The following is a 21,301-nucleotide window of genomic DNA, read 5'->3' as shown; positions in this document are numbered from 1 at the left end:
AGGGGGTTAGCCTGGTAGGCGCATCAGCGGTGTTCAAGATCTCGAGACGGATAGAGGCGAGTCCAAGCCGTGTCCAGCAGCAGCCCTGCGTCACAATTCGGCCCCAACGAGTGGGTCGTCGAGGAAATGTACGACCAGTTCCTTGCCGACCCCAGCTCAGTCGATGCCGCCTGGCACGACTTCTTCGCGGACTTCAAGCCAACGCAGGACGCGCAGACGAAGGCCGACGACGCACGTCAGAACTCCGGAGACCCCGGCAACGAGGGTCCCGGCGCCAACGGCCAGGCCGCCGCCACGCCGTCGGCGCAGACAGTCCGCAACGCCGAGTCCACCGCGAAGCAGACCGCGCCGAGGAGCGCCCCCGCGAAGGCCGCCGCACCCAAGGCGGCGGCCCCCGCGGCCGCGCCCAAGGCGGCGGAGAAGGCCCCCGCCAAGCCGGCCGAGAAGGACGCCGAGGCGGAGTCGAAGCAGCTCCGCGGCGCCGCGGCGGCGATCGCGAAGAACATGGACGCCTCGCTGTCCGTGCCGACGGCCACGAGTGTGCGCGCCGTCCCGGCGAAGCTGATGGCCGACAACCGCATCGTCATCAACAACCACCTCAAGCGCACGCGCGGCGGCAAGATCTCCTTCACGCACCTCATCGGCTACGCGATGGTCCGGGCGCTGAAGAACTTCCCGAACATGAACCGGCACTACCAGCTGATCGACGGGAAGCCGTTCGCGATCACACCGGAGCACGTGAACTTCGGTCTCGCGATCGACATGAAGGGCAAGGAAGGCTCCCGCACGCTCGTCGTGGCCTCCATCAAGGCCACCGAGAACATGACCTTCATGCAGTTCTGGCAGGCCTACGAGGAGATCGTCAAGAAGGCTCGCAACGGCAAGCTGACCGCCGACGACTTCGCCGGCACCACGATCTCGCTGACCAACCCCGGCGGCATCGGCACCAACCACTCGGTGCCGCGTCTGCAGGCGGGCCAGGGCGCGATCATCGGCGTCGGCGCCATGCAGTACCCGGCGCATTTCGAGGGCACCAGCGAGAAGGCGCTGGTCGACCTCGGCGTCTCGAAGATCATGACGCTGACCTCGACGTATGACCACCGCATCATCCAGGGCGCGGAGTCGGGCGAGTTCCTCAAGCGCATCCACGAGCTGCTGCTCGGCGAGGACGGCTTCTACGACGACGTCTTCACCAGCCTGCGCCTGCCGTACGAGCCGATCCGCTGGGTCGCCGACATCCCGGACGGCCCGGTCGACAAGACCGCGCGCGTCATCGAGCTGATCGACGCCTTCCGCATGCGCGGTCACCTGATGGCCGACACCGACCCGCTCAACTACCGGCAGCGCAGCCACGCCGACCTCGACGTCCTCTCCCATGGCCTGACCCTGTGGGACCTGGACCGCGAGTTCCCGGTCGGCGGCTTCGCCGGCCAGGAGCGGATGAAGCTGCGCGACATCCTCGGCGTGCTGCGCAACTCCTACTGCCGCACCGTCGGCATCGAGTACACGCACATCCTCGACCCCGAGGAGCGCCGCTGGATCCAGGACCGCGTCGAGATCCCGCACGAGAAGCCGGACCCCGCGGTCCAGAAGTACGTGCTCTCGAAGCTCAACGCCGCCGAGGCGTTCGAGACCTTCCTGCAGACCAAGTACGTCGGCCAGAAGCGATTCTCCCTCGAAGGCGGCGAGACGGCGATCCCGCTGCTGGACACGCTGCTGGACAAGGCCGCCGAGCACGAACTCGACGAGGTCGTCATCGGCATGCCGCACCGCGGCCGCCTGAACGTGCTCGCGAACATCGTCGGCAAGCCGATCGCGCAGATCTTCCAGGAGTTCGAGGGCAACCTCGACCCGGGTCAGGCGCACGGTTCCGGTGACGTGAAGTACCACCTCGGCGCCGAGGGCAAATACTTCCGCATGTTCGGCGACGGCGAGACCAAGGTGTCGCTGACCGCGAACCCGTCGCACCTGGAGACCGTCGACCCGGTCCTCGAGGGCATCGTCCGCGCGAAGCAGGACATCCTCGACAAGGGTGGCGAGGGCTTCACCGTCCTCCCGGTCCTGATGCACGGCGACGCGGCCTTCGCGGGCCAGGGTGTCGTGGCCGAGACCCTGAACCTGGCGCTGCTGCGCGGCTACCGCACCGGCGGCACCGTGCACGTCATCGTCAACAACCAGGTCGGCTTCACCACCGCGCCCGAGCACTCGCGTTCGAGCCAGTACGCCACCGACGTCGCGAAGATGATCGGCTCGCCGATCTTCCACGTGAACGGTGACGACCCCGAGGCCGCGCACTGGGTGGCCAAGCTGGCCGTCGACTACCGCCAGGCGTTCCACAAGGACGTCGTGATCGACCTGATCTGCTACCGCCGCCGCGGCCACAACGAGGGCGACGACCCCTCGATGACGCAGCCGGCGATGTACGACATCATCGACACGAAGCGTTCGGTCCGGAAGACCTACACCGAATCGCTCATCGGCCGCGGCGACATCTCCGTCGAAGAGGCCGAAGCCGCGTTACGCGACTTCTCCAGCCAGCTGGAGCACGTGTTCAACGAGGTCCGCGAGCTGGAGAAGCACCCGGCGAAGGCCAGCCCCTCGGTCGAGGAGGAGCAGCAGGTCCCGGCCAAGGTGCCCACCGCGACGACCACCGAGGTCATCGAGCACATCGGCGACGCGTTCCTCAACGTGCCCGAGGGCTTCACCCCGCACCCGCGGGTCAAGCCGGTCATGGAGCGCCGCCACAAGATGTCCCGCGAAGGTGGCATCGACTGGGCCTTCGGCGAGCTGCTCGCCTTCGGTTCGCTGGCCATGGAAGGCCGCCTCGTGCGGCTGTCCGGCCAGGACTCCCGCCGCGGCACCTTCACCCAGCGCCACTCGGTGCTGATCGACCGCAAGACCGGCCAGGAGTACTCGCCGCTGGCCAGCCTCGCCGAGAACCAGGGCCGCGTGATGATCTACGACTCGGCGCTGTCCGAGTACGCGGCGGTCGGCTTCGAATACGGCTACTCCGTGGCCAACTCCGAAGCGCTGGTCATGTGGGAAGCGCAGTTCGGTGACTTCGTCAACGGCGCGCAGACCGTCATCGACGAGTACATCTCCTCCGGCGAGGCCAAGTGGGGCCAGCTCTCCGACGTCGTGCTGCTGCTGCCGCACGGCCACGAAGGCCAGGGCCCGGACCACACCTCCGGCCGCATCGAGCGCTTCCTCTCGCTGTGCGCGGAGGGCTCGATGACCGTCGCGGTGCCGTCGACCCCGGCGAACTACTTCCACCTGCTCCGCCGCCACGCCCTCGACGGGGTGAACCGGCCGCTGATCACCTTCACCCCGAAGTCGATGCTGCGCAACAAGGCGGCGACCTCGGCGGTCGAGGACTTCACCGGGCAGACGAAGTTCATGTCGGTCATCGACGACGCCGTCGTCGACCCGTCGAAGGTCCGCAAGGTCCTGCTGACGTCGGGCAAGCTGTACTGGGAGCTGGTGGCCGAGCGCACGAAGCGCGAGGCGAACGACGTCGCGATCGTGCGCGTCGAGCAGTACTACCCGCTGCCGAAGAAGAAGCTGCTGGCGGCGCTGGAGCGCTACAACGGCGCTCCCGCGGTCTGGGTCCAGGAGGAGCCGGAGAACCAGGGCGCGTGGCCGTTCTTCGGCCTGAACCTGCCCCGGAAGCTCCCGGAGGTGTTCTCCAACCTGGATGTCGTGTCGCGTCGTCCGATGGCCGCCCCGTCGGCCGGTTCGTCCAAGGTGCACGAGGTCGAGCAGAAGGCGCTGATCGCGCGGGCGTTCGACTGATCGCCTGAACGTCCGTGAAGGCCTCCTTCCCTACTCTCAAGGTAGGGAAGGAGGCCTTCACGGCATCCGGGTGTCGAAAACGGCGGGTCCCGTTCGTGTAGGGGGCAAACGACCGAAGGAGACACCATGAACACCCTGCTCGACGGCCTCAAGCTCCCCGAATCCGCCCGCTGGCACGACGGCCGTCTCTGGCTGGCGAACTGGGGCGACGGCGAGATCCTCGCCGTCACGCCCGGCGGCGAAAGCGAAGTCGTCGCGAACGTGCCGTCCGCGATGCCGCTCACGTTCGACTGGCTGCCCGACGGCCGCCTCCTCATCGTCGACGGCCCGAACGCGCGCCTGCTGAACGCCGGCCTTAGCCGCTACGCCGATCTGAGCGGCATCGCCGCCCTGTGGAACGAGGTCGCCGTCGACGGCCGCGGAAACGCCTTCGTCAACGGCACGAACGACTTCCAGTCGCCCGGCGTCATCGCCGTCGTCACCCCGGACGGCGAGGTGCGCCAGGTCGCCGACGGGATCCTGTTCGGCAACGGCATGGTCGTCACACCCGACGGCGGGACGCTGATCGTCGCCGAGTCGTACGGCAACCGGCTCACCGCGTTCGACATCGCCGAGGACGGTTCGCTGTCCGGCAGGCGGGTGTGGGCCGAACTCGGCGGCGATCACCCGGACGGCATCTGCCTGGACGCCGAAGGAGCCGTTTGGTACGCGGACGTCGCGAGCAAGCATTGCGTCCGCGTCCGCGAAGGAGGCGAAGTGCTGCAGAAGGTCGAAGCCGACCGTGGCTGCTTCTCCTGCGTGCTCGGCGGCGAGGACGGGCGTTCGCTCTACGTCCTCGCCGCCGAGTGGCACGGCTGGGAGAACCCGTTCGGCGACGGGCCGAGCGGGCAGGTCCAGGTCACCGAGGTCGGTTAACCGATCGCCTCGGAGGTCGCCCTGGCCATCTTCAGGGCGTTCTCCTTGCACACCGTCTGGTTGACCGTCCCGGACGGGTTCGGGCCGGTCACGATGATCTCGCCCTCGACGTTGCCCTGGTAGAACTTGATCTGGCACTGGCTCGGCGAATCGAGCTTGGTGTGCACGGCTTTGGTGGACTTCGCCATGGTGGGGATGAGGACGCCGCCGTCGGTCACGGCGTTCTCGACCCCGGCCTTGGCCCACGCCTCCCCCGCGCCGGAACCCGGCTCCTTCGACTTCGACAGGTACATCGAGACGGTCGCCGACGGCGCGTTCGGTTCACGCCAGGAGCAGGACGAACGCGTGTAGGTGATCTCGTCGTTCGACGTGCTCGCCGGTTCCTCGCCCTTCGGCGTTTCGAGCGGCGGCAGGTTCCGCACCTTGCTGCCGATCTTCTCGCAGCCGGGCATCGAGGAGTACTTGTCCGGCGGGCCGCTCTTCTTGGACGAGGTCGGTGAAGCGGTCGACGACGAGCCGGAGTCGGACAGCAGCAGGAAGGCCGCGACCCCGCCACCGCCGAGCAGCACCACCGCGCCGAGGATGAGCCCGACGATCAGTCCGGTGTTCGACTTCTTGGGCGGCGGCCCGTATCCGGGCTGCGGGTAGCCGGGGTATCCCTGCGGTGGATACGGCTGCTGAGGTCCCTGCTGGTAGGGCGGTCCGGGCTGCATGCGGAGACGTTAAAGCCTCACGACGGTCCTTAGTGGACGAATGCCGCAACTGGGCGCCGAATCACCCTCCGGGTACGTGAAGGCCCCCTTCCCAGCAGGAGGAAGGGGGCCTTCACGTACTCCAGGGGTGGATCAGACGGTCAACGACCAGCTGTTGAGCGAGCCGGTGTCGATCCGGTACACGTCCTGAACCTTCAGCTTCCACGCGCCGTTCGCGGCCTCGGCCGAGGCGTTCACGGTGTAGGTGGTGTTGATGTTGTCGGACGAGTCGCCGCTCGAACCCTTCAGGCGGTACGAGGTGCCATCGGGCGCGACCAGGTCGATGACCAGGTCACCGACGTAGGTGTGCGTGATGTTCACCGCGACCTTGGTGGTGCCCGAAGCGTTGCGAGCGCAGTTGGCGACCGTGATCGTGCTGGTCACCGCGGCACCGGCGTCGGGGATGGCGACGACGCCGCTGTTGGTCTGCGTGCCACAGGGGGTCGGCTCGGGGCCGGGGCCACCGCCGCTGCCGGTGTTGAGCAGCACGTTCGGCGAACCGGTGCCCGGGTTGGTCACCTTGCCCTTGACGCCGGCGTTGACCAGCGCGTCGCGGACCTGAGCGGGCGTCGCCGACGGGTTGGCGGAGGCGTACAGGGCCGCCGCGCCCACGACGTGCGGGGTCGCCATCGAGGTGCCGCTGATGGTGTTGGTGCCGTTGTTCAGCCAGGTCGAAGTGATGCCGCTGCCCGGCGCGAAGATGTCGAGGCAGGTGCCGATGTTGGAGAAGTCGGACCGGGCGTCGGTGTTGGTGGTCGAACCGACGGTGATCGCCTCGGGCGTGCGGGCCGGGGAGCTGTTGCACGCGTTGGCGCCGTAGTCGTTACCGGCCGCGACACCGTAGGTGACACCCGACGCGATCGACCGCTGCACGGCCTGGTCGAGGGTCGTCGAAGCGCCGCCACCGAGGCTCATGTTCGCGACGGCGGGCTTGACGGCGTTGGCGGTCACCCAGTCGACACCGGCGATGACGCCGGCGGTCGTGCCGGAACCGGAGCAGTTCAGCACGCGGACGGCGACGAGCTTGACGCCCTTGGCCAGACCGTGCGCGGTACCACCGATGGTGCCGGCGACGTGGGTGCCGTGGCCCTGGCAGTCCGTGGCGTCGTTGTCGTTGTCGACGGTGTCACGGCCGTGGGTCGCGCGCCCGCCGAAGTCGGGGTGCGTGGTGAGGATCCCGGTGTCGACGACGTACGCGGTGACGTTCGACGCCGTGGTGCTGTAGCTGTACTTCTGGTCCAGCGGAAGGCTCTGCTGGTCGACCCGGTCCAGACCCCACGACGGCGGGTTCAGCTGGTCCGTCGAGATCGAGACGGTCTGGTTCTGCTCCACGTACGCGACGGCGGGGTCGGCGGCGACGCGCTTCGCCTGCTTTTCGGTCAGCGCACCGGAGAAACCGCGGGCGGAAGACGCGAAGGTCTTCTCGACCGTGCCGCCGTGGCGCTGGGTCACGCTCTTCGCGGTGGCTTCGACCGACGAGCCGTCCTTCAGCACGACGATGTAGCTGTCCTTGATCGCCTTGGCGCTGCCGGCGTTGACGATCGAACCTTCCGCCGCCGACGCGACGGTGGTGCCGCCGAGCGCGGTCAGCACCGCGACGGCCGCGGCCACACCGAAGGCGGGCAGTCGTCTCTTCAAGGTTCCCAGGGAATTGTTCAAGATATTCCTCCCAGGCAGGGTCGACCCACGGGCATGAAGAAGCCCGCCGGATCGTTGGGGTGAATCAGAGGTGAACCGCGTTCCACTTAGGAGCGCAGGCTGAGACTAAGTCGCGTTTTCACCCCAAGGAAGACCTTGCATTACGGACATCCCGGTAGTAATGGGCACCGCGTCGGCGCAGCTCGGGCACCGTTCAGCCCCCGCCTTTAGTCGCGTTTTGCGCCCGTACGGCCCACGAAGAATTGGGGATCCGCACATCTGGTGGTCGTTTTCCCGCCCTCCCGGCGTTTCATGCACGGGGAAGTACACACGGATGGCCGCCTACTAAAGTCGTGACGTCGGCGGGCGGAAAACGATTTCCATCCTACCTTCGGATGGAGCACACTCGGGCGCATGCTGCTCCGACAGGAAATCCCGGCCGACCGCGAGGCGATCCACGCCGTGCATCTGGCCGCGTTCGCGAAACTCAGTGTCCCGGTGGTCGAGGCGAAACTCGTCGACGAGCTACGGGAGGACGGCGACCTGATCGGCGCACTGTCCATCGTGGCCGAACGCGACGGGAAGGTCGTCGGGCACGTCTGTTGCAGCCCGTCGAAGCTCGGCGGCGACGAGAAGTCGACGGTCGGCCTCGGCCCGCTCGGCGTCCTGCCCGAGTACCACGCCTCCGGCGTCGGCTCCGCGCTCGTGCACGCCGTGCTCGGCGCGGCGGACGCGCTCGGCTACGGCGCGGTGGTGCTGCTGGGCGACCCGAACTACTACTCCCGCTTCGGTTTCGTGCTCGCCGCACAGCACGGGATCACGCCACCGGTCGCGGAATGGGCACCGCATTTCCAGGTCCGCACCCTTCGGGCGCACACGCCGGACCTCAAGGGCGAGTTCCGCTACTCACCCGCGTTCGACCGCCTCTAGCCCCTCCCGCGTTTCGTCCTCTGAATGCGGTAGTCGCGCACGCAAGGACCGCATTCAGAGGACGAAATGCCGGGGGTCAGGACGGCGCCAGGAGGTTGTTCCGGCGCAGGAACTCCTCGGCGACGTCGAGCGGGTTGCGCTTCTCCTCGCTGAACTGGACGTTCAGCTCGGTCAGCTGGTCGGTCGTGAGCGCCGCCGAAACCCGGTTCAGCGCGTCGACCTCCTTCGGTGACAACGTCCCCTTCGCCACGAACGGCACGATGTTCTGCGCGGGGAACATGTTCTTGTCGTCCACCAGCGGCACGAATCCGTTGGCGGCGATCGACGACGACGTGCTGAACAGGTCGGCGACCTGGATGTCGCCGGATTTCAGCGCGGCTACCGTGACCGGGCCGCCGGTGTCGGTCGTGCGGATCTCGGCGAACTCGCAGCCGTAGAGCGCCTTGATCTTGTCCTTCCAGCGGCTGCTCCACTGCCCCGGGCCGCCGAACACGAACTCCTTGCACCGCTTGCCGAGATCGGAGAAGGTCCGGATCCCGGAATCGGCGAGTTCCTTGCGCACCACCAGAAGATCCTTGTCCTCCGCCGGCGCCTGTTCGAGGACTTCGTATCCCGACGGCAACTTCTGCTTCAGCTGCGCGTAGACGTCCTGCGGCGTGGTCGCCTGCGTGTCCTTGTCGAAGTAGCGCAACAGGTTTCCGCTGTAGTCCGGTACTACCGAGAGCGATTTGTCCTGCAGCGCCTTGACGACGACCTCGCGGCTGCCGACCGGCGGGCGCACGGTCACGTTCTCCGCGCCCGCGTTGCGCAGCGCACCCGCGTAGATCTGGGCCAGCAGAAGACTTTCCCCGACGTCGGACGCGCCGATGATGATGTCGCCGGTCGCGCCGCCCTCGGCCCCGCCGGCGAGCGGGTTGCCGCAACTCGCCGTCAGCAAAGCGATCCCGGCGAACAATGCCGCCACCCGCCGCCTCATACCTTCGCCTTCTTCCCGCTCGCGGCCTGTGCCAGCCGGACTCCCTTGGGCACCAGCAGTCGCTGGACACCCGCCAGCGCGAGGTCCAGCACGACGGCGAGCAACGTCGTCAGCAGCGCGCCCGCGACCACTTGCGGATAGTCCAAAATGGCCAGTCCGTCGAGCAGGAACCGGCCGAGCCCGCCGAGCCCGACGTACGCCGCCACGGCGGCCGTCGCCACCAGTTGCAGTACCGAATTCCGCACCCCGCCGAGCACCAGCGGCAGCGAGATGGGCACCTCCACCTTCCACAACCGTTGCCAGCCGGTCATTCCGATGCCCTGCGCCGCGTCGACGACGCCGTGGTCGGTCGCCTGCAGGCCCGCGTACGTCCCGGCGAGGATCGGCGGGATGGCGAGCACCACGAGGCCGATGATCGTCGAGAGCTCGCTTTCGGTGAAGAGCAGGAACAGGAAGGTCACCAGACCCAGCGTCGGCAGCGCGCGGATCGCGTTGCCGCCGCTCACCAGCAGCACCGCGCCGCGACCGGTGTGCCCGACGTAGAGGCCGAGCGGGATCGCGATGATCAGCGCGAAGACCAGCGCCAGCGCCGTGTAGCCGAGATGCTGCAGCAGCCGGGCCGGGACACCGTCCGGGCCCTGCCAGTGGGCCGGGTCGCCGAACCAGTTCAGCACGTCGCCGATCATTTCGCCCCCGCCGTGGTCGCCACCCGGTCCCAGGGTGTGAGGAGATCGCGCAGCCGGACCAGGATCAGGTCGACGATCAGCGCGAGCAGCAGCGTCGCGACGATCCCGACGACGATCGGCGAGAAGTACTCGCGCTGGAAGCCGTCGGTGAACAGCACGCCGAGCCCGCCGGTGCCGATCAGCGCGCCGACGCTGACCAGGCTGATGTTGCTGACCGAGGCCACCCGGACGCCCGCCGCGAGCACCGGCACCGAAAGCGGCAGCTCCACGGTGAGGAACCGGCGCGCGGGTTTGTAGCCGATCGCCGTGGCCGCGGCGACGACGTGAGGCGGGACGGCGTCGAGCGCGTCCAGCACGGGGCGCACCAGGAGGGCGGCGGTGTAGACGGTGAGCGCCACGATGACGTTGACGCTGTCGAGGATCTTCGAACCGATGATGCCCGGGATCACCACGAACAAGGCGAGCGAAGGGATCGTGTACAGCAGGTTCGACAGGACGAGCAGGACGGAGCACACGGACCGGAACCGGTGCCCGAGCCAGCCCGCCAGCACCGCGATCACCAGGCCCAGCACCAGCGGGACCAGTGAAAGATAGATGTGGTCGAGCAGGTCGCCGAAGAACTGCGACCTGTTGTTGGCGCTGCCCAGGTAGCGGCCGAGCTCCGCGAAGAAGTCCCCCATCAGGAACTCAGCGACGGCGCTTCGATCACTTCGAGGACTTGCTGGGCTCTGACCACGCCGAGGACCTTCTGGTCGGCGTCCACCACGACACCGAGGCTCGCGGGCGACGAGAGAGCCGCGTCGAGCGCGCCCCGGATCGGCGAACCCTGGAGGTACAGCGAACCACCGGCGACGAGATCGGTCTCCGCGAGCTCTCCGTCCACAGTGGACCCCGGACGCAGCCAGCCGCGGGGCTGGCCTTCGGCGTTGACCGCGACCTGCCAGTCGTCGGACGGACCGGGGGCGGGCTTGCCGACCTCGACCCGCTTGACCTCTTCGACGACGATCCCTTCCGCGGAAAGGAAGGAAAGCCCGCGGTAGCCGCGATCCTTGCCTACGAACGACGCGACGAAATCGTCGACGGGATGCCGCAGCACCTCCGAAGGCGTGCCGTACTGCGCGAGCACCCCGCCGACGCGGAGCACCGCGATCTTGTCGCCGAGCCGCACGGCCTCGTCGATGTCGTGGGTGACGAACACGATCGTCTTGCCCAGCTGCGACTGCAGGCGCAGCAGTTCGTCCTGCAGTTCCTCGCGGACGATCGGGTCGACGGCGGAGAACGGCTCGTCCATCAGCAGCACCGGCGAATCCGCCGCGAGCGCCCGCGCGACCCCGACGCGCTGCTGCTGGCCGCCGGAAAGCTGGGCGGGGTACCGCTTGCCGAGTTCCGACGGCAGGCCGACGGTCTCGAGCAGTTCCGCCGCGCGCTTGCGCGCCTTGCCCTTGTCCCAGCCGGACAGCAGCGGCACGGTGGCGACGTTGTCCAGCACCGTCCTGTGTGGAAAGAGGCCGGCGTGCTGGATGACATAACCGATGCCGCGGCGCAGCAGTGCCGGGTCGCCGTCGCTGACGTCCTTGCCGTCGAGCAGCACCGTGCCCGAAGTCGGCTCGACCATCCGGTTGATCATCCGCAGCGACGTGGTCTTGCCGCAGCCGGACGGCCCGACGAAGACGGTGATGGTGCCGTCCTCCACGGTGAGGTTCAGGTCGTCGACCGCGACCGTCCCGTCCGGATACCGCTTCGTCACGCCACGGAACTCGATAGTCACGTGTCTCTCCCCATGTCTGGTCGAAAAACCGTAGCCCACATCGGCCCTGTTGGCACGGTGTCCCAGGGATCGGTTCACTAGGCTGCGGGCCGTGAGTCTTTCCGTCGATGACGTCCTCGCGGCGCACGGTGTCCACGTGCGACCGCTCCATCAGGTGATTTCCCTGCTCCGGACGGATTGGCGTGACCTCGGCGAACTGGTCCGCGTCAGCACCGCGCCACGCCGGAGTGTCGAAGACGTGCTGAACGCGCTCGGCGACGACTTGGAGCGGAACGAGTCCCGCTTGCGGCTGGCCCCCGCCGCCAGGGAGAAGTACGCGCGCTTCGCGGCGCGGGACCGGAAATCCGATCCCGACCTGCTGAAGACCATCACCAGCTACGTCGAGAACGTGCCCGCGCCGCTGGCCGCGCTCGATCACGTGCAGGCGACGCCGGAGACGGTGCTGAACCGGGCGCTGTGGCTCGACGAGCGCTACGACCTCGACACGGCGAAGCTGCTGTTCCTGGGCGACCACGACCTCACCTCGCTGGCCGTGCGCGCGTTGCGGCCGGACGCGGACCTCACCGTCGTCGATCTCGACGACCGCGTGCTCTCCTACATCGACGAACTCAGCGAGCGCTCCATCCGGACGCTGCACACGGATCTGCGCGTCGGCCTGCCGCCCTCGGTGACCGGGCGGATGGACCTTGTGTTCAGTGATCCGCCTTACACCCCCGAAGGAATGGGCCTGTTCGCGGCACGCGGGGTGCAGGCGCTCGCCGAACCCTCGGACGGACGGCTGCTGCTCGCCTACGGCTACAGCCCGCGCCACCCCGCGCTGGGCGCGCAGGTGCAGCGGGCGCTCGCGACGCTCGGGCTGACCTTCGAAGCGATCCTGCCGGACTTCAACCGGTACTTCGGCGCTCAGGCGATCGGGAGCGCGGCGGACCTCTACGTCTGCCAGCCGACCGCGAAGTCGAAGAAGAACCGCGGCGGCAAGGGAAAGGCCGCGATTTACACGCACGGTCCGCAGTCGGTGGAGTCCGCAGGCGCGGCCAAGCCGTCATTGCTGGACAAGCTGCACGAGATCGCCACCGAAGGCGGCCTGGCACTGGAGTCGCGGCCGGTCGACTGGTCCGTTTCCGGGCCGGAAGGCGACGCGGTCGCGATGGATCTCTCGGCCGACCCCGGCCCGTGGCTGCTGCGAACCCTGCTGGGCACCAACGCGCGACGGCTGGCGCTGCTGGTCCCGAACTCGCATCCCGATCTGACGAACGCCGAGGCGCAGGGCGCGCTCAACCGGCTGGTCGGGGCGAAGTACAAGCTGCGGTTGCTGCGGAGCACCCCGGACAACCGGCACGCCATCGTCGTCGCGGACGCCGTCGAGCACCAGGACGAACTGCTGACCAGGGCGCACGCGCGGCTGGCGAACGTCTCGCTGGACGTACCGCCGGAGCTGACGGACGCGCGGCTGATCGACCTGCCGCGGCACCGGCTGGCGGAACTGCTCGCCTGAGCGTGTCAACCCCCAGATGCTAGGAACGGTCCTTTCCTTGCGAATTTCGCAAGGAAAGGACCGTTCCTAGCACTCGAGCGAGTGTGAAAGGGACCGTCACACCACGCCGTCGGCCTCAGCGGCCTTCGCGACCGCGGCGGCCACCTCGGGCGCGACACGCGGGTCCAGCGGGCTCGGGACGATCCGGTCCGGGCCGAGGTCGTCCTGCGCGACGGCGAAGATCGCGTCGGCCGCCGCCAGCTTCATGTTCTCCGTGATCGCCCGCGCACCGGAGTCCAGCGCGCCGCGGAAGACGCCGGGGAACGCCAGCACGTTGTTGATCTGGTTCGGGAAGTCGCTGCGCCCGGTCGCCACGATCTTGGCGTACCGCGACGCCGCGACCGGGTGGACCTCCGGGTCGGGGTTGGACAGCGCGAACACGATCGCGTCGTCGGCCATCCCGGCCAGCAGGGTCTCGTCGATGGTCGCCCCGGACAGGCCGAGGAAGACGTCGGCGCCCTTCAGCGCCTCGCCGAGGCCGCCGCGCAGGCCGGCCGTGTTCGTGGTCTCGGCGAGCTTCCGCTTGATCGGGTTCAGGCCCTCACGACCCTCGTGGATGATGCCGCGCGAGTCGAGCACGGTGACGTCGGCGACGCCGGCGTTCTGCAGGATCCTGGCGCAGGCCACACCCGCCGCACCCGCTCCCGAGACGACCACGCGCTGGCCGGCGATGTCCTTGCCGAGGACCTGGTTCGCCCCGCGCAGCGCCGCCAGCGTGACGATCGCCGTCCCGTGCTGGTCGTCGTGCATGACCGGGCAGTCGAGGGCCTCCTTGAGGCGGTCCTCCAGCTCGAAGCAGCGCGGCGCCGAGATGTCCTCCAGGTTCACCGCGCCGAACGACGGGCGCAGCCGGACCAGGGTCTCGATGATCTCGTCGACGTCGGTGGTGTCGAGCACCAGCGGGATCGAGTCGAGCCCGCCGAAGGTCTTGAACAGGACCGACTTGCCCTCCATGACCGGCAGCGAAGCGCTCGCGCCGATGTCACCGAGGCCGAGCACCGCAGTACCGTCGCTGACCACCACGACCAGCCTGTCCGCCCACGTGTACCGCTTCGCCTTGGCCGCGTCCTCGGCGATCGCCCGGCTCACCTTCGCCACGCCAGGCGTGTACGCGACCGAAAGGTCACGCGGCGAGGAGATCGGTCGCGTGGCGGCCACGGAGAGCTTGCCGCCCTCGTGCCCCTCGAAGATCTCGGTGTCCGTCACTGGCGTGGTCATCGTGGTGGTTCCCGTCATTGCTTCCGCCGTGTCTAAGGACGGCGAAGTCTCGATTCGAGCGAAGGTCATTGGAATTCTCCTGGGACTGCGAGCGGGGGAACTGGCCGGTGAGCAGGCCAACTGGGCATGGCCCGGCCACCTGGGGTAACTCGTCCTCCGACACGGCAGCCCAGCGCGGTAGCGCCGGCCTGTCGGCGAAGCGTCCAATCGGCCATCGGTGCCGTGGGTGTGGCGACGGCCGCGGACGCAGCGGTCAGATCATTGTGACAGGCGTGCGGACCAGTGTGCCCCTCTGGTGCGGTTGATGTCACAAACGGCCCCGGGTTTCCGCAGCTCAAAAGAGGTTTCGCAAGACGTCCATCCGGTTTGGGAAGCGCTCGTTAGCATGGGGACATGCAAGCCAGGCGCCTCAGCATCCCCGACTGTTTCGAGTTCACCCCACGGGCTTTCCCCGATCACCGCGGCCTGTTCGTGGCGCCGTACCAGGAAGAAGCGTTCGTCGAAGCGGTCGGGCACCGGCTTCGTCTCGGGCAGACCAACGCCAGCGTCTCGCGCCGCGGCGCCATCCGCGGCGTGCATTTCGCCGACACCCCGCCCGGGCAGGCGAAATACGTGTTCTGCCCGAGCGGTTCGCTGCTGGACGTCATCGTCGACCTCCGGGTCGGCTCGCCCACTTTCGGGGAATGGACGTCCGTTCTGCTCGACGGCACCGACTACAAAGCGGTCTACATCGCCGAAGGCCTGGGCCACGCCTTCATGGCTCTCGAAGACGAAACGGTCATGGCGTACCTCTGCTCCGAGCCGTACGCCCCGGCAGGCGAGCACGGCGTCAACCCGCTGGACGCCGATCTCGCGCTGCCCTGGCCTCAGGACATCGAACCCGTCGTGTCCGAAAAGGACACCGTGGCGCCCCTGCTGAAAGAAGCCCTGGAGCAGGGACTGCTGCCGCGGTACGACGACTGTGTGGCGTACTACGAGAAGTTGCGGTCCGCGAACTGAGTCAGCGCGCCACGTCCTCGGCCAGCACCCGTTCCACGTTCCGTTCCGCCAGCGCGGTGATCGTGACGAAGGGGTTCACCCCGGTGCTGCCGGGGATCAGCGATCCGTCGGTCACGTAGAGGTTCGGGTAGCCCTTCACCCGGCCGTACAGGTCGGTGGCCTCACCCAGCACCAGACCGCCCAACGGGTGATAGGTGAACCGGTTCTCGAACGACCGCGTATCCCCGAACAGGTCACTGCGGTAGATCGTGCGATTCGCCCGGTTGACCTTGTCGAACAACGACTTCGCCGCGTCGATCGACGGTTTCCCCTGCGAAGCGCGCCAGTGGAGGCGCGCGGAGTCGCTCGCGGGGTCGTAGGTGAAGTGGCCGCGTTCGGGGTTCTTCGTGATCGCCAGGTACAGGCTCAACCAGGTCTCGACCCCGGCGGGCACCGGCGCGACCTCGGCGAAGACCGGGTTGACCGGGTCGTCCCACGCGTCGATGCCGAGCGCGGGCATTCCCGATTGCAGCGATCCGCCGAGATCCCACGCGTGGTTGGCACGGCCCAGCATCACGTTGCCGTTGGTGCCCCAGCCGCGACCGACCGCGTCGTTCAGTCCCGGCAGCGTCCCGGTTTCCCGTGCCCGCACGAGCAGTTCCGTCGAACCGAGGCTGCCGGCGCCGAGGAACAGGTATTTCGCGCCGAGTTGTTTCCTCGCCACGATCGCGCCGTCTTCGGAGGTCTCGTGCACGGTGAGGACATAGGTGCCGTCGGTCTGCCGGGTGATCCCGCGGACCTCGTGCAGCGTCTTGATGGTCACCTTCCCGGTGCCCAGCGCGGCCGCGAGGTAGGTCTTGTCGAGGGACCGTTTGCCGTGGTTGTTGCCGTAGATCACCTCGGAGGCGAGCGCCGACCTCGGCACCTTGCCCGCTTCTTCCCGTTTCATGTACTCGAAGTCGTAAACGCTGGGTACGAACACCGTCTTGAGTCCCGCGCGCGTCGCGGCCTTCCGGGACACCCTCGCGTAGCGATAGGAACGGCAGGTTTCGAACCAGCGCGGATCGATGTGGTTCACGCCGAGGGTCCGGTTGGCCCGGGGGAAGTACGTCCCGTACATCTCGTCCGCGTCGACGGCGGGCAGGATCTCCTCGAAGTACGACCGCCTCGGCGTCACGGCCATCGCGCCGTTGACGAGCGAACCGCCGCCGACGCCGCGTCCGACGTAGACGGACATGTCGCCGTGGCTCACCCTGTCGAGGACGCCGGGGTACCGCCCGATGTCCCGGTTCGCCAGGTCCATCCAGAGGAACGACGCGAGCGGGGCCTGTGTGCGGTTCTTGAACCACGCGGCGCGCCGGTCCGGCCGGAGCATGTCGCAGAAGACCTTGCCGTCCGGCCCGGGATCGGCCCACAGTTTGCCCATTTCGAGCATGACCGTGGGAATCCCGGCCTCGCCGAGGCGGAGGGCGGTGACCGCGGCGCCGTAGCCGGTGCCGATCACCACGGCCGTCGAGAAGCCCGGGGACACTTCTTCGGCCTGCGCGGTGGAAATCGTGGTCAGCCCGAGAGCGGCGGCGGAGTTGAGCGCGGTGTACCCGAGGAACTTGCGGCGCGACAGTGGGGACATGGGCCGATGATCGCCCGCTGTTCGAGCCGCCTTCAAGAGCGAATCCGAAGCAGATTCGCGTCAGCTGGGTAAACACCGTTTATTTTCACTCGAACGTGGCGATTCAGGGGTCCCTTGGGTGGCTTCCCCGATGTGGCTCGGACGGGCACAGACCACTCTTTCGAGTCATGAAGCGCCTTCTCGCCGCGACCGCGGCCGCACTGTCCGCAGCCGCCCTCTTCGCCTTCCCCGGCCACGCCTCCGCGGCGGAGCTACCGAACTTCGACTTCTCCGCCTGCCCCGCTCCGCCCGCCAACGCCGACCCCGGCACGTGGCGTTGCGAAGCCTTTGTCTCCCAAGGAGCCCTGACCATCGGCGACCGGGAGATCCCGCTCGGGGAGATGCGGCTGACGTTCTCCGAAGGCAAGGTCGACGGGAAGTTCGCGCAGGTGTTCGGCGAACTTCGGCACGCTCCGGCCCGGATCCACGGCGCTTTCGGCACGACCCTGCAGCTGAAGTACGGCGGTTACTCCGACTTCCTGTCGAACGACGAGCGCCGCGGCGAGCTGGACCTCTACGCCGCCCTGCGGCATCCGTTGCTGCCCAAGGAATGCACGATCGGCACCCTCGGCGCGCCGCTGCACTCGGTGGTCAAGGACGATCCCGCCGTCCCCTTCGAGGTGATCTCGCAGAACCCGAAGACGGTGAAGTTCGGCGTCGTCGACTCGCAGCTTGCCCTGCCGGGTACGACCGGCTGCGGCCCGCTGACACGAGCGGCCGACGAGGTGCTCGGCCTCCCGTCGGCGAGCGGGAAGAACACCTTCAAGCTGTCGACCTACGTGCAGTTCAAACCCCTCTGACCACCCGCGTTTCGTCCTCTGAATGCGGTAGTTGCACGCGCAAGGACCGCATTCAGAGGACGAAACGCCTGAGTCTTACTTCTTCTTGGTCACCCAGATGGTGATGGTCGCGGTCACGACGGGTTTCCCGTTCGTGTCCGTGATCGTCACCGGCACGGGGAGTTCGAAGCCCTCGTCGCCGAATTCCGGCAACTCCGGGAGCTCGGCGACGGCGCGCAGACTCGTCTCGGCCTTCGCGACGTACGCGACCGTCATGCCCTTCGGCAGCCAGCGATGTGTCGTGGGCACGGTCGCCTCGGCGAGCATGCCCATCGCGATTTCCGCGAGGTTGCAGGCCGCGATCGCGTGAAAGGTCTTGATGTGGTTGTAAACACCCCACCACTTCGGGGACGTCACCTCGCACCGGCCGGGACGCAGCTCGCGTACCGACGGGAGCACCGTCCGGAAGTACGGCACACGCAGGCACATCGCCGCCGAGAACAGCTGTTTGCCGACCGGCTTGCCCGCCAGCCGGTTCCACATCGCGTAGGTCGGATTCTGCGCCATCACGGCCTCCTCACCATGTTACTCGCCAGTAGCATAACCGGACGGCAGGCTATATTCGCAACGTGGCTCATCGGCTCTTCCTCCTCCGGCACGGTCAGACGGAGTGGTCCGTCAACGGACGGCACACCGGACGCACCGACATCCCGCTCACGCCCGCCGGCGAGGGGCAGGCCCGCGCGGCCGGCGGCACCCTGCGGGCGGTACTCGGCGGCAGCCCGGCGCTCGTCCTCTCCAGCCCCCGCACCCGGGCATTGCGCACGGCCGAGCTGGCCGGACTGCGCGTCGACGAGGTCACCGAAGAGCTGTCCGAATGGGACTACGGCGACTACGAGGGCGTCACGACCCCGGTGATCCGCGAGACCGTCCCCGGCTGGACGGTCTGGTCACACCCGATCCCCGGCGGCGAAAGCGCGGAAGACGTCAACGCCCGCGCGGACAAGCTGATCGACCGGATCCGCGAGCCGCTCGGCAGGGGTGACGTGATCCTGGTCGGCCACGGACATTTCAGCCGCGTCCTGGTCGCGCGCTGGATCGGTCTCCCGTCGACGGCGGGTGTCCACTTCGGACTCGACCCGGCCGGTGTCGCGGTGCTCGGCGACGAACGCGGCGAGCCGCAGATCGAACACCTCAACCTGCTCCCCACCACAGAGGACTGAAATGGACGACCGCATCCGGCGTATCCGCGAAGAAGACGTGGACGCCGTCGTCCAGCTCGTCTACGACCTCGCCGAGTTCGAACGCGCCCCGGACGAATGCCACCTCACGCCCGAGCAGCTGCGCGTCGCGCTGTTCGGCGAGGCGCCGGGCCTGTTCGGGCACGTCGCCGAGGTCGACGGCGAGATCGTCGGCTACGCGCTCTGGTTCCTCAACTTCTCCACCTGGCGCGGTGTGCACGGCATCTACCTGGAGGACCTCTACGTCCGCCCCGAACAGCGCGGCTCCGGCCTCGGCAAGGCGCTCCTGGCCACCCTCGCGGCGGTCTGCGTCGAGCGCGGCTACGCCCGTCTGGAGTGGTCGGTGCTCAACTGGAACCCGGCACAGGGGTTCTACAAGTCGCTCGGCGCGGTGCCGATGGACGAATGGACCGTCGACCGCCTCACCGACGAACCCCTGAAGGCACTCGCCGCCCAGGTCTAGCCAAGGCGTGACTCGCGTGATCAGACACGTAACTCGCGTGTCTGGAGGCCGCACTCGAAGGTACGGCCTCGATCACGCGAGTCACGTCCCCAATCACGCGAAATCCGCCTCTGATCACGCGAGTGCGGCGTCAGGAGTCGCGTTCCTCGCGTTCACGACGCGCCGCACGGCCCGCGGCACCGTCCCGCTCGGCGGCCTCTTCCTCGGTCTCGCCCTCCTGCATCCCGAGCGCCCACGCGCGCGAAGGGCGGCGGAACAGCAGCACGATGACGGCGACGCCGACCAGCCCCAGCGGCACACCCCACAACGGCTGCCCGGACGGCCCCGCGCCGTACCAGCCGACGCCCACCAGGATCAGCGCGACGACCACGCCGGGCGACCTCGCCCACGTCTTCCCCATCATCAGCCCGGCGGCGCAGGCCAGCGTCCCGGCGGCGAGGACGAGGTAGTAGGCGACTTCGGCCAGGAGGTTCTCGGGTCCGGCCCGGCCGTTGACCAGGAGCAGGATCGCGAACACGATCAGGGCGAGCCCCGGCAGCGCGGTGACGGCGCCGGCGAGGCGGACTTCACGGGGCGCGGGCGAGAGCTTGTCGGCGATGGACACGGCGAAACAGCCTTCCAGGCTTCCGGACACGGTGCTCCACCAGGGCGGGTCACCGTACGTGAGCACTTTCGATCGTATGCCACCCGGTCGGCCGGTTTCCCCTCGCCGCCGCAGGGGAAGAATTGGCGGTGTCGTCGATGAGCGGGCGGTCGGCCCGGGTGCACTTGTCACGACGCGCGAGAGCCGCCGGCGATGAGGAGGAACGCCCGCCACAGGGTCACAAGGTGCTGCTTCGAGGACGCACGGACCACTGAGCTTCGCGTCACCTGACGCTCCCCTCTTCGGGCCGAAGTCACTTACCCTGCGGTATGTGCGTGCCATCCTCGTCGTGAATCCCCAGGCCACCTCGACCACCGCCGGTGGCCGTGACGTTCTGGCGCACGCACTGGCCAGCCAGGTCAAACTCGACGTGGTGGAGACCGACTACCGCGGCCACGCGATGGCCGTGGCGCGGTCCGCCGCCCGCGACGGGATCGACCTGGTGGTCGCCCACGGCGGCGACGGCACGGTCAACGAGGTGGTCAACGGTCTCCTCGCGGACGCCGACGGCGACCCGGCGAAGGTCGGCGACGTCCCCATGCTCGGTGTCGTACCGGGTGGCTCGGCGAACGTCTTCGCCCGCGCGCTCGGGATCGCGCACGATCCCGTCGAAGCGACCCATCAGCTCCTCAACGCCATCGAGAACGACCGAAGCCGCAAAGTCGGCCTCGGGATCGCCGACGGCCACTGGTTCACCTTCAACGCCGGCCTGGGCTGGGACGCCGACGTCGTCGGCCGCGTGGCCAAGCGCCGGGGCAAGCAGACCACCGCGGGGCTCTATCTGAGGGCCGCGGTGGCGTCGCATCTGCGGCCTCCGCTCGGTCGTCCGCCCCTCACGGTCCGCATCCCGGGTGAAGAGCCCACCGAAGTGCTGACCGCTTTCGTGTCGAACACCGATCCGTGGAGCTACCTGGGCGACCGTCCCGTCCACCTGAACCCGGACAGCTCGTTCGACACCGGACTGGGCCTTTTCGCGTTGAGCGGTCTGGGATTGCCCACCGTGTTCAAGCATGTACGGCAGGCATTGCTCACGAAGAGCGACCAACGCGGGCGACGTCTCCTTCGTCACGATGACCTGCCGATGATCCGCATAGACGCTGCTGAACCGGTAAACTTCCAGGTGGACGGCGACCTCGTCGGCCAGCGGAAGAGGGTGGAGTTCTTCAGCGTCCCGGGAGCACTGACGGTAATCGTCTGACGACCGGACCGCTGATCGCCTGCGGCAAAGTACGAACTGCCGCTCATCGACGCAGAACCTCCGCTCACCGCATCGGCCTTCCCATCGGAAGGCCGTTTCGGAACGAAACCGCAGGTCAGAA

19 protein-coding genes are annotated in these 21,301 nt (G+C 68.2%); 9 read left to right on the top strand and 10 right to left on the bottom strand.

The features are described 5' to 3' along the window. Positions 1-69: 69 nt before the first annotated feature. Together AJAP_RS05255 and AJAP_RS05250 are read left to right on the top strand one after the other, a co-directional pair. A complete protein-coding gene (locus AJAP_RS05255; protein ID WP_084098032.1) occupies positions 70-3,792 on the top strand; it encodes a multifunctional oxoglutarate decarboxylase/oxoglutarate dehydrogenase thiamine pyrophosphate-binding subunit/dihydrolipoyllysine-residue succinyltransferase subunit in 3,723 nt (1,240 codons plus the stop codon). A 126-nt stretch (positions 3,793-3,918) separates the two neighbouring features. Next, a complete protein-coding gene (locus AJAP_RS05250) occupies positions 3,919-4,707 on the top strand; it encodes an SMP-30/gluconolactonase/LRE family protein (RefSeq protein ID WP_038508688.1) in 789 nt (262 codons plus the stop codon). Here AJAP_RS05250 and AJAP_RS05245 read toward each other — a convergent pair. Together AJAP_RS05245 and AJAP_RS05240 are read right to left on the bottom strand one after the other, a co-directional pair. After that, positions 4,704-5,420 (bottom strand): hypothetical protein, encoded by a 717-nt coding sequence (locus AJAP_RS05245; RefSeq protein ID WP_038508686.1) that lies wholly within the window; start codon positions 5,418-5,420, stop codon positions 4,704-4,706. The genes AJAP_RS05250 and AJAP_RS05245 overlap by 4 nt on opposite strands. Positions 5,421-5,552: 132 nt before the next feature. Next, complete coding sequence (locus AJAP_RS05240; RefSeq protein WP_051972346.1) at positions 5,553-7,118, bottom strand: S8 family peptidase; 1,566 nt, start codon at positions 7,116-7,118, stop codon at positions 5,553-5,555. Positions 7,119-7,511: 393 nt separating this feature from the next. Here AJAP_RS05240 and AJAP_RS05235 point away from each other — a divergent pair, with 393 nt between their 5' ends. Beyond that, positions 7,512-8,027: a GNAT family N-acetyltransferase gene (locus AJAP_RS05235; RefSeq protein ID WP_038508684.1), complete on the top strand. Its 516-nt coding sequence runs from the start codon at positions 7,512-7,514 to the stop codon at positions 8,025-8,027. A 76-nt stretch (positions 8,028-8,103) separates the two neighbouring features. Here the strand turns inward: AJAP_RS05235 and AJAP_RS05230 are convergent, their stop codons facing one another. Genes AJAP_RS05230 through AJAP_RS05215 form a run of 4 tightly spaced genes read right to left on the bottom strand, consistent with a single transcriptional unit; the run spans position 8,104 to position 11,457 of the window. Then, on the bottom strand, positions 8,104-9,003 hold the full coding sequence (locus AJAP_RS05230) for an ABC transporter substrate-binding protein (RefSeq protein ID WP_038508682.1): 900 nt from the start codon (positions 9,001-9,003) through the stop codon (positions 8,104-8,106). Further along, positions 9,000-9,689 (bottom strand): ABC transporter permease, encoded by a 690-nt coding sequence (locus AJAP_RS05225; protein WP_038508680.1) that lies wholly within the window; start codon positions 9,687-9,689, stop codon positions 9,000-9,002. The genes AJAP_RS05230 and AJAP_RS05225 overlap by 4 nt, the downstream gene beginning before the upstream one ends. Continuing rightward, positions 9,686-10,369: an ABC transporter permease gene (locus AJAP_RS05220; protein WP_038508677.1), complete on the bottom strand. Its 684-nt coding sequence runs from the start codon at positions 10,367-10,369 to the stop codon at positions 9,686-9,688. The genes AJAP_RS05225 and AJAP_RS05220 overlap by 4 nt, the downstream gene beginning before the upstream one ends. After that, the gene (locus tag AJAP_RS05215; protein WP_038508676.1) at positions 10,369-11,457 is read right to left on the bottom strand and encodes an ABC transporter ATP-binding protein; all 1,089 of its coding nucleotides are present in this window, start codon (positions 11,455-11,457) and stop codon (positions 10,369-10,371) included. The genes AJAP_RS05220 and AJAP_RS05215 overlap by 1 nt, the downstream gene beginning before the upstream one ends. A 91-nt stretch (positions 11,458-11,548) precedes the next feature. Between AJAP_RS05215 and AJAP_RS05210 the strand changes: the two genes are divergently transcribed. Further along, positions 11,549-12,952: a bis-aminopropyl spermidine synthase family protein gene (locus AJAP_RS05210; protein ID WP_038508674.1), complete on the top strand. Its 1,404-nt coding sequence runs from the start codon at positions 11,549-11,551 to the stop codon at positions 12,950-12,952. Positions 12,953-13,048: 96 nt separating this feature from the next. Here the strand turns inward: AJAP_RS05210 and AJAP_RS05205 are convergent, their stop codons facing one another. Then, positions 13,049-14,209 carry an NAD(P)-dependent malic enzyme gene (locus AJAP_RS05205; protein ID WP_228694861.1) on the bottom strand — a complete coding sequence of 387 codons (1,161 nt, stop codon included), beginning with the start codon at positions 14,207-14,209 and terminating at the stop codon, positions 13,049-13,051. 393 nt (positions 14,210-14,602) lie between these two features. Here AJAP_RS05205 and AJAP_RS05200 point away from each other — a divergent pair, with 393 nt between their 5' ends. Then, the gene (locus AJAP_RS05200; protein ID WP_038508670.1) at positions 14,603-15,208 is read left to right on the top strand and encodes a dTDP-4-dehydrorhamnose 3,5-epimerase family protein; all 606 of its coding nucleotides are present in this window, start codon (positions 14,603-14,605) and stop codon (positions 15,206-15,208) included. Position 15,209: 1 nt separating this feature from the next. On the opposite strand, the gene AJAP_RS05195 is transcribed toward AJAP_RS05200, so the two are convergent. Then, a complete protein-coding gene (locus tag AJAP_RS05195) occupies positions 15,210-16,817 on the bottom strand; it encodes a GMC oxidoreductase (protein ID WP_038508668.1) in 1,608 nt (535 codons plus the stop codon). 167 nt (positions 16,818-16,984) lie between these two features. Here AJAP_RS05195 and AJAP_RS05190 point away from each other — a divergent pair, with 167 nt between their 5' ends. Beyond that, positions 16,985-17,656: a hypothetical protein gene (locus AJAP_RS05190; protein WP_038508666.1), complete on the top strand. Its 672-nt coding sequence runs from the start codon at positions 16,985-16,987 to the stop codon at positions 17,654-17,656. Between the two features lie 75 nt (positions 17,657-17,731). Here AJAP_RS05190 and AJAP_RS05185 read toward each other — a convergent pair whose 3' ends face one another. Beyond that, positions 17,732-18,202, bottom strand: a complete 471-nt coding sequence (locus AJAP_RS05185) for a hotdog fold domain-containing protein (protein ID WP_037341070.1) — start codon at positions 18,200-18,202, stop codon at positions 17,732-17,734. A 62-nt stretch (positions 18,203-18,264) separates the two neighbouring features. Here AJAP_RS05185 and AJAP_RS05180 point away from each other — a divergent pair, with 62 nt between their 5' ends. Together AJAP_RS05180 and AJAP_RS05175 are read left to right on the top strand one after the other, a co-directional pair. After that, on the top strand, positions 18,265-18,858 hold the full coding sequence (locus tag AJAP_RS05180; RefSeq protein ID WP_038508664.1) for an acid phosphatase: 594 nt from the start codon (positions 18,265-18,267) through the stop codon (positions 18,856-18,858). 1 nt (position 18,859) lies between these two features. After that, on the top strand, positions 18,860-19,339 hold the full coding sequence (locus AJAP_RS05175) for a GNAT family N-acetyltransferase (protein WP_037341065.1): 480 nt from the start codon (positions 18,860-18,862) through the stop codon (positions 19,337-19,339). A gap of 130 nt (positions 19,340-19,469) precedes the next feature. Here the strand turns inward: AJAP_RS05175 and AJAP_RS05170 are convergent, their stop codons facing one another. After that, on the bottom strand, positions 19,470-20,009 hold the full coding sequence (locus AJAP_RS05170; protein WP_038508662.1) for a hypothetical protein: 540 nt from the start codon (positions 20,007-20,009) through the stop codon (positions 19,470-19,472). 244 nt (positions 20,010-20,253) lie between these two features. Here AJAP_RS05170 and AJAP_RS05165 point away from each other — a divergent pair, with 244 nt between their 5' ends. Then, entirely contained in the window at positions 20,254-21,180 is a 927-nt protein-coding gene (locus AJAP_RS05165) for a diacylglycerol/lipid kinase family protein (protein ID WP_038508660.1), read from the top strand. The last annotated feature ends 121 nt before the right edge of the window (positions 21,181-21,301 follow it).

The organism is Amycolatopsis japonica (genome assembly GCF_000732925.1).
Taxonomy (GTDB): domain Bacteria; phylum Actinomycetota; class Actinomycetes; order Mycobacteriales; family Pseudonocardiaceae; genus Amycolatopsis; species Amycolatopsis japonica.
This window is presented reverse-complemented; position numbering and strand designations above follow the sequence as displayed.

What these genes read in the sequence shown, in the direction of transcription:
- AJAP_RS05245 (WP_038508686.1), bottom strand. Translation starts at nt 5,420, where the DNA reads ATGCAGCCCGGACCGCCCTACCAGCAGGGACCTCAGCAGCCGTATCCA.
- AJAP_RS05205 (WP_228694861.1), bottom strand. Translation starts at nt 14,209, where the DNA reads ATGACCACGCCAGTGACGGACACCGAGATCTTCGAGGGGCACGAGGGC.
- AJAP_RS05190 (WP_038508666.1), top strand. Translation starts at nt 16,985, where the DNA reads ATGAAGCGCCTTCTCGCCGCGACCGCGGCCGCACTGTCCGCAGCCGCC.
- AJAP_RS05230 (WP_038508682.1), bottom strand. Translation starts at nt 9,003, where the DNA reads ATGAGGCGGCGGGTGGCGGCATTGTTCGCCGGGATCGCTTTGCTGACG.
- AJAP_RS05235 (WP_038508684.1), top strand. Translation starts at nt 7,512, where the DNA reads ATGCTGCTCCGACAGGAAATCCCGGCCGACCGCGAGGCGATCCACGCC.
- AJAP_RS05250 (WP_038508688.1), top strand. Translation starts at nt 3,919, where the DNA reads ATGAACACCCTGCTCGACGGCCTCAAGCTCCCCGAATCCGCCCGCTGG.
- AJAP_RS05220 (WP_038508677.1), bottom strand. Translation starts at nt 10,369, where the DNA reads ATGGGGGACTTCTTCGCGGAGCTCGGCCGCTACCTGGGCAGCGCCAAC.
- AJAP_RS05200 (WP_038508670.1), top strand. Translation starts at nt 14,603, where the DNA reads ATGCAAGCCAGGCGCCTCAGCATCCCCGACTGTTTCGAGTTCACCCCA.
- AJAP_RS05225 (WP_038508680.1), bottom strand. Translation starts at nt 9,689, where the DNA reads ATGATCGGCGACGTGCTGAACTGGTTCGGCGACCCGGCCCACTGGCAG.
- AJAP_RS05195 (WP_038508668.1), bottom strand. Translation starts at nt 16,817, where the DNA reads ATGTCCCCACTGTCGCGCCGCAAGTTCCTCGGGTACACCGCGCTCAAC.
- AJAP_RS05175 (WP_037341065.1), top strand. Translation starts at nt 18,860, where the DNA reads ATGGACGACCGCATCCGGCGTATCCGCGAAGAAGACGTGGACGCCGTC.
- AJAP_RS05185 (WP_037341070.1), bottom strand. Translation starts at nt 18,202, where the DNA reads ATGGCGCAGAATCCGACCTACGCGATGTGGAACCGGCTGGCGGGCAAG.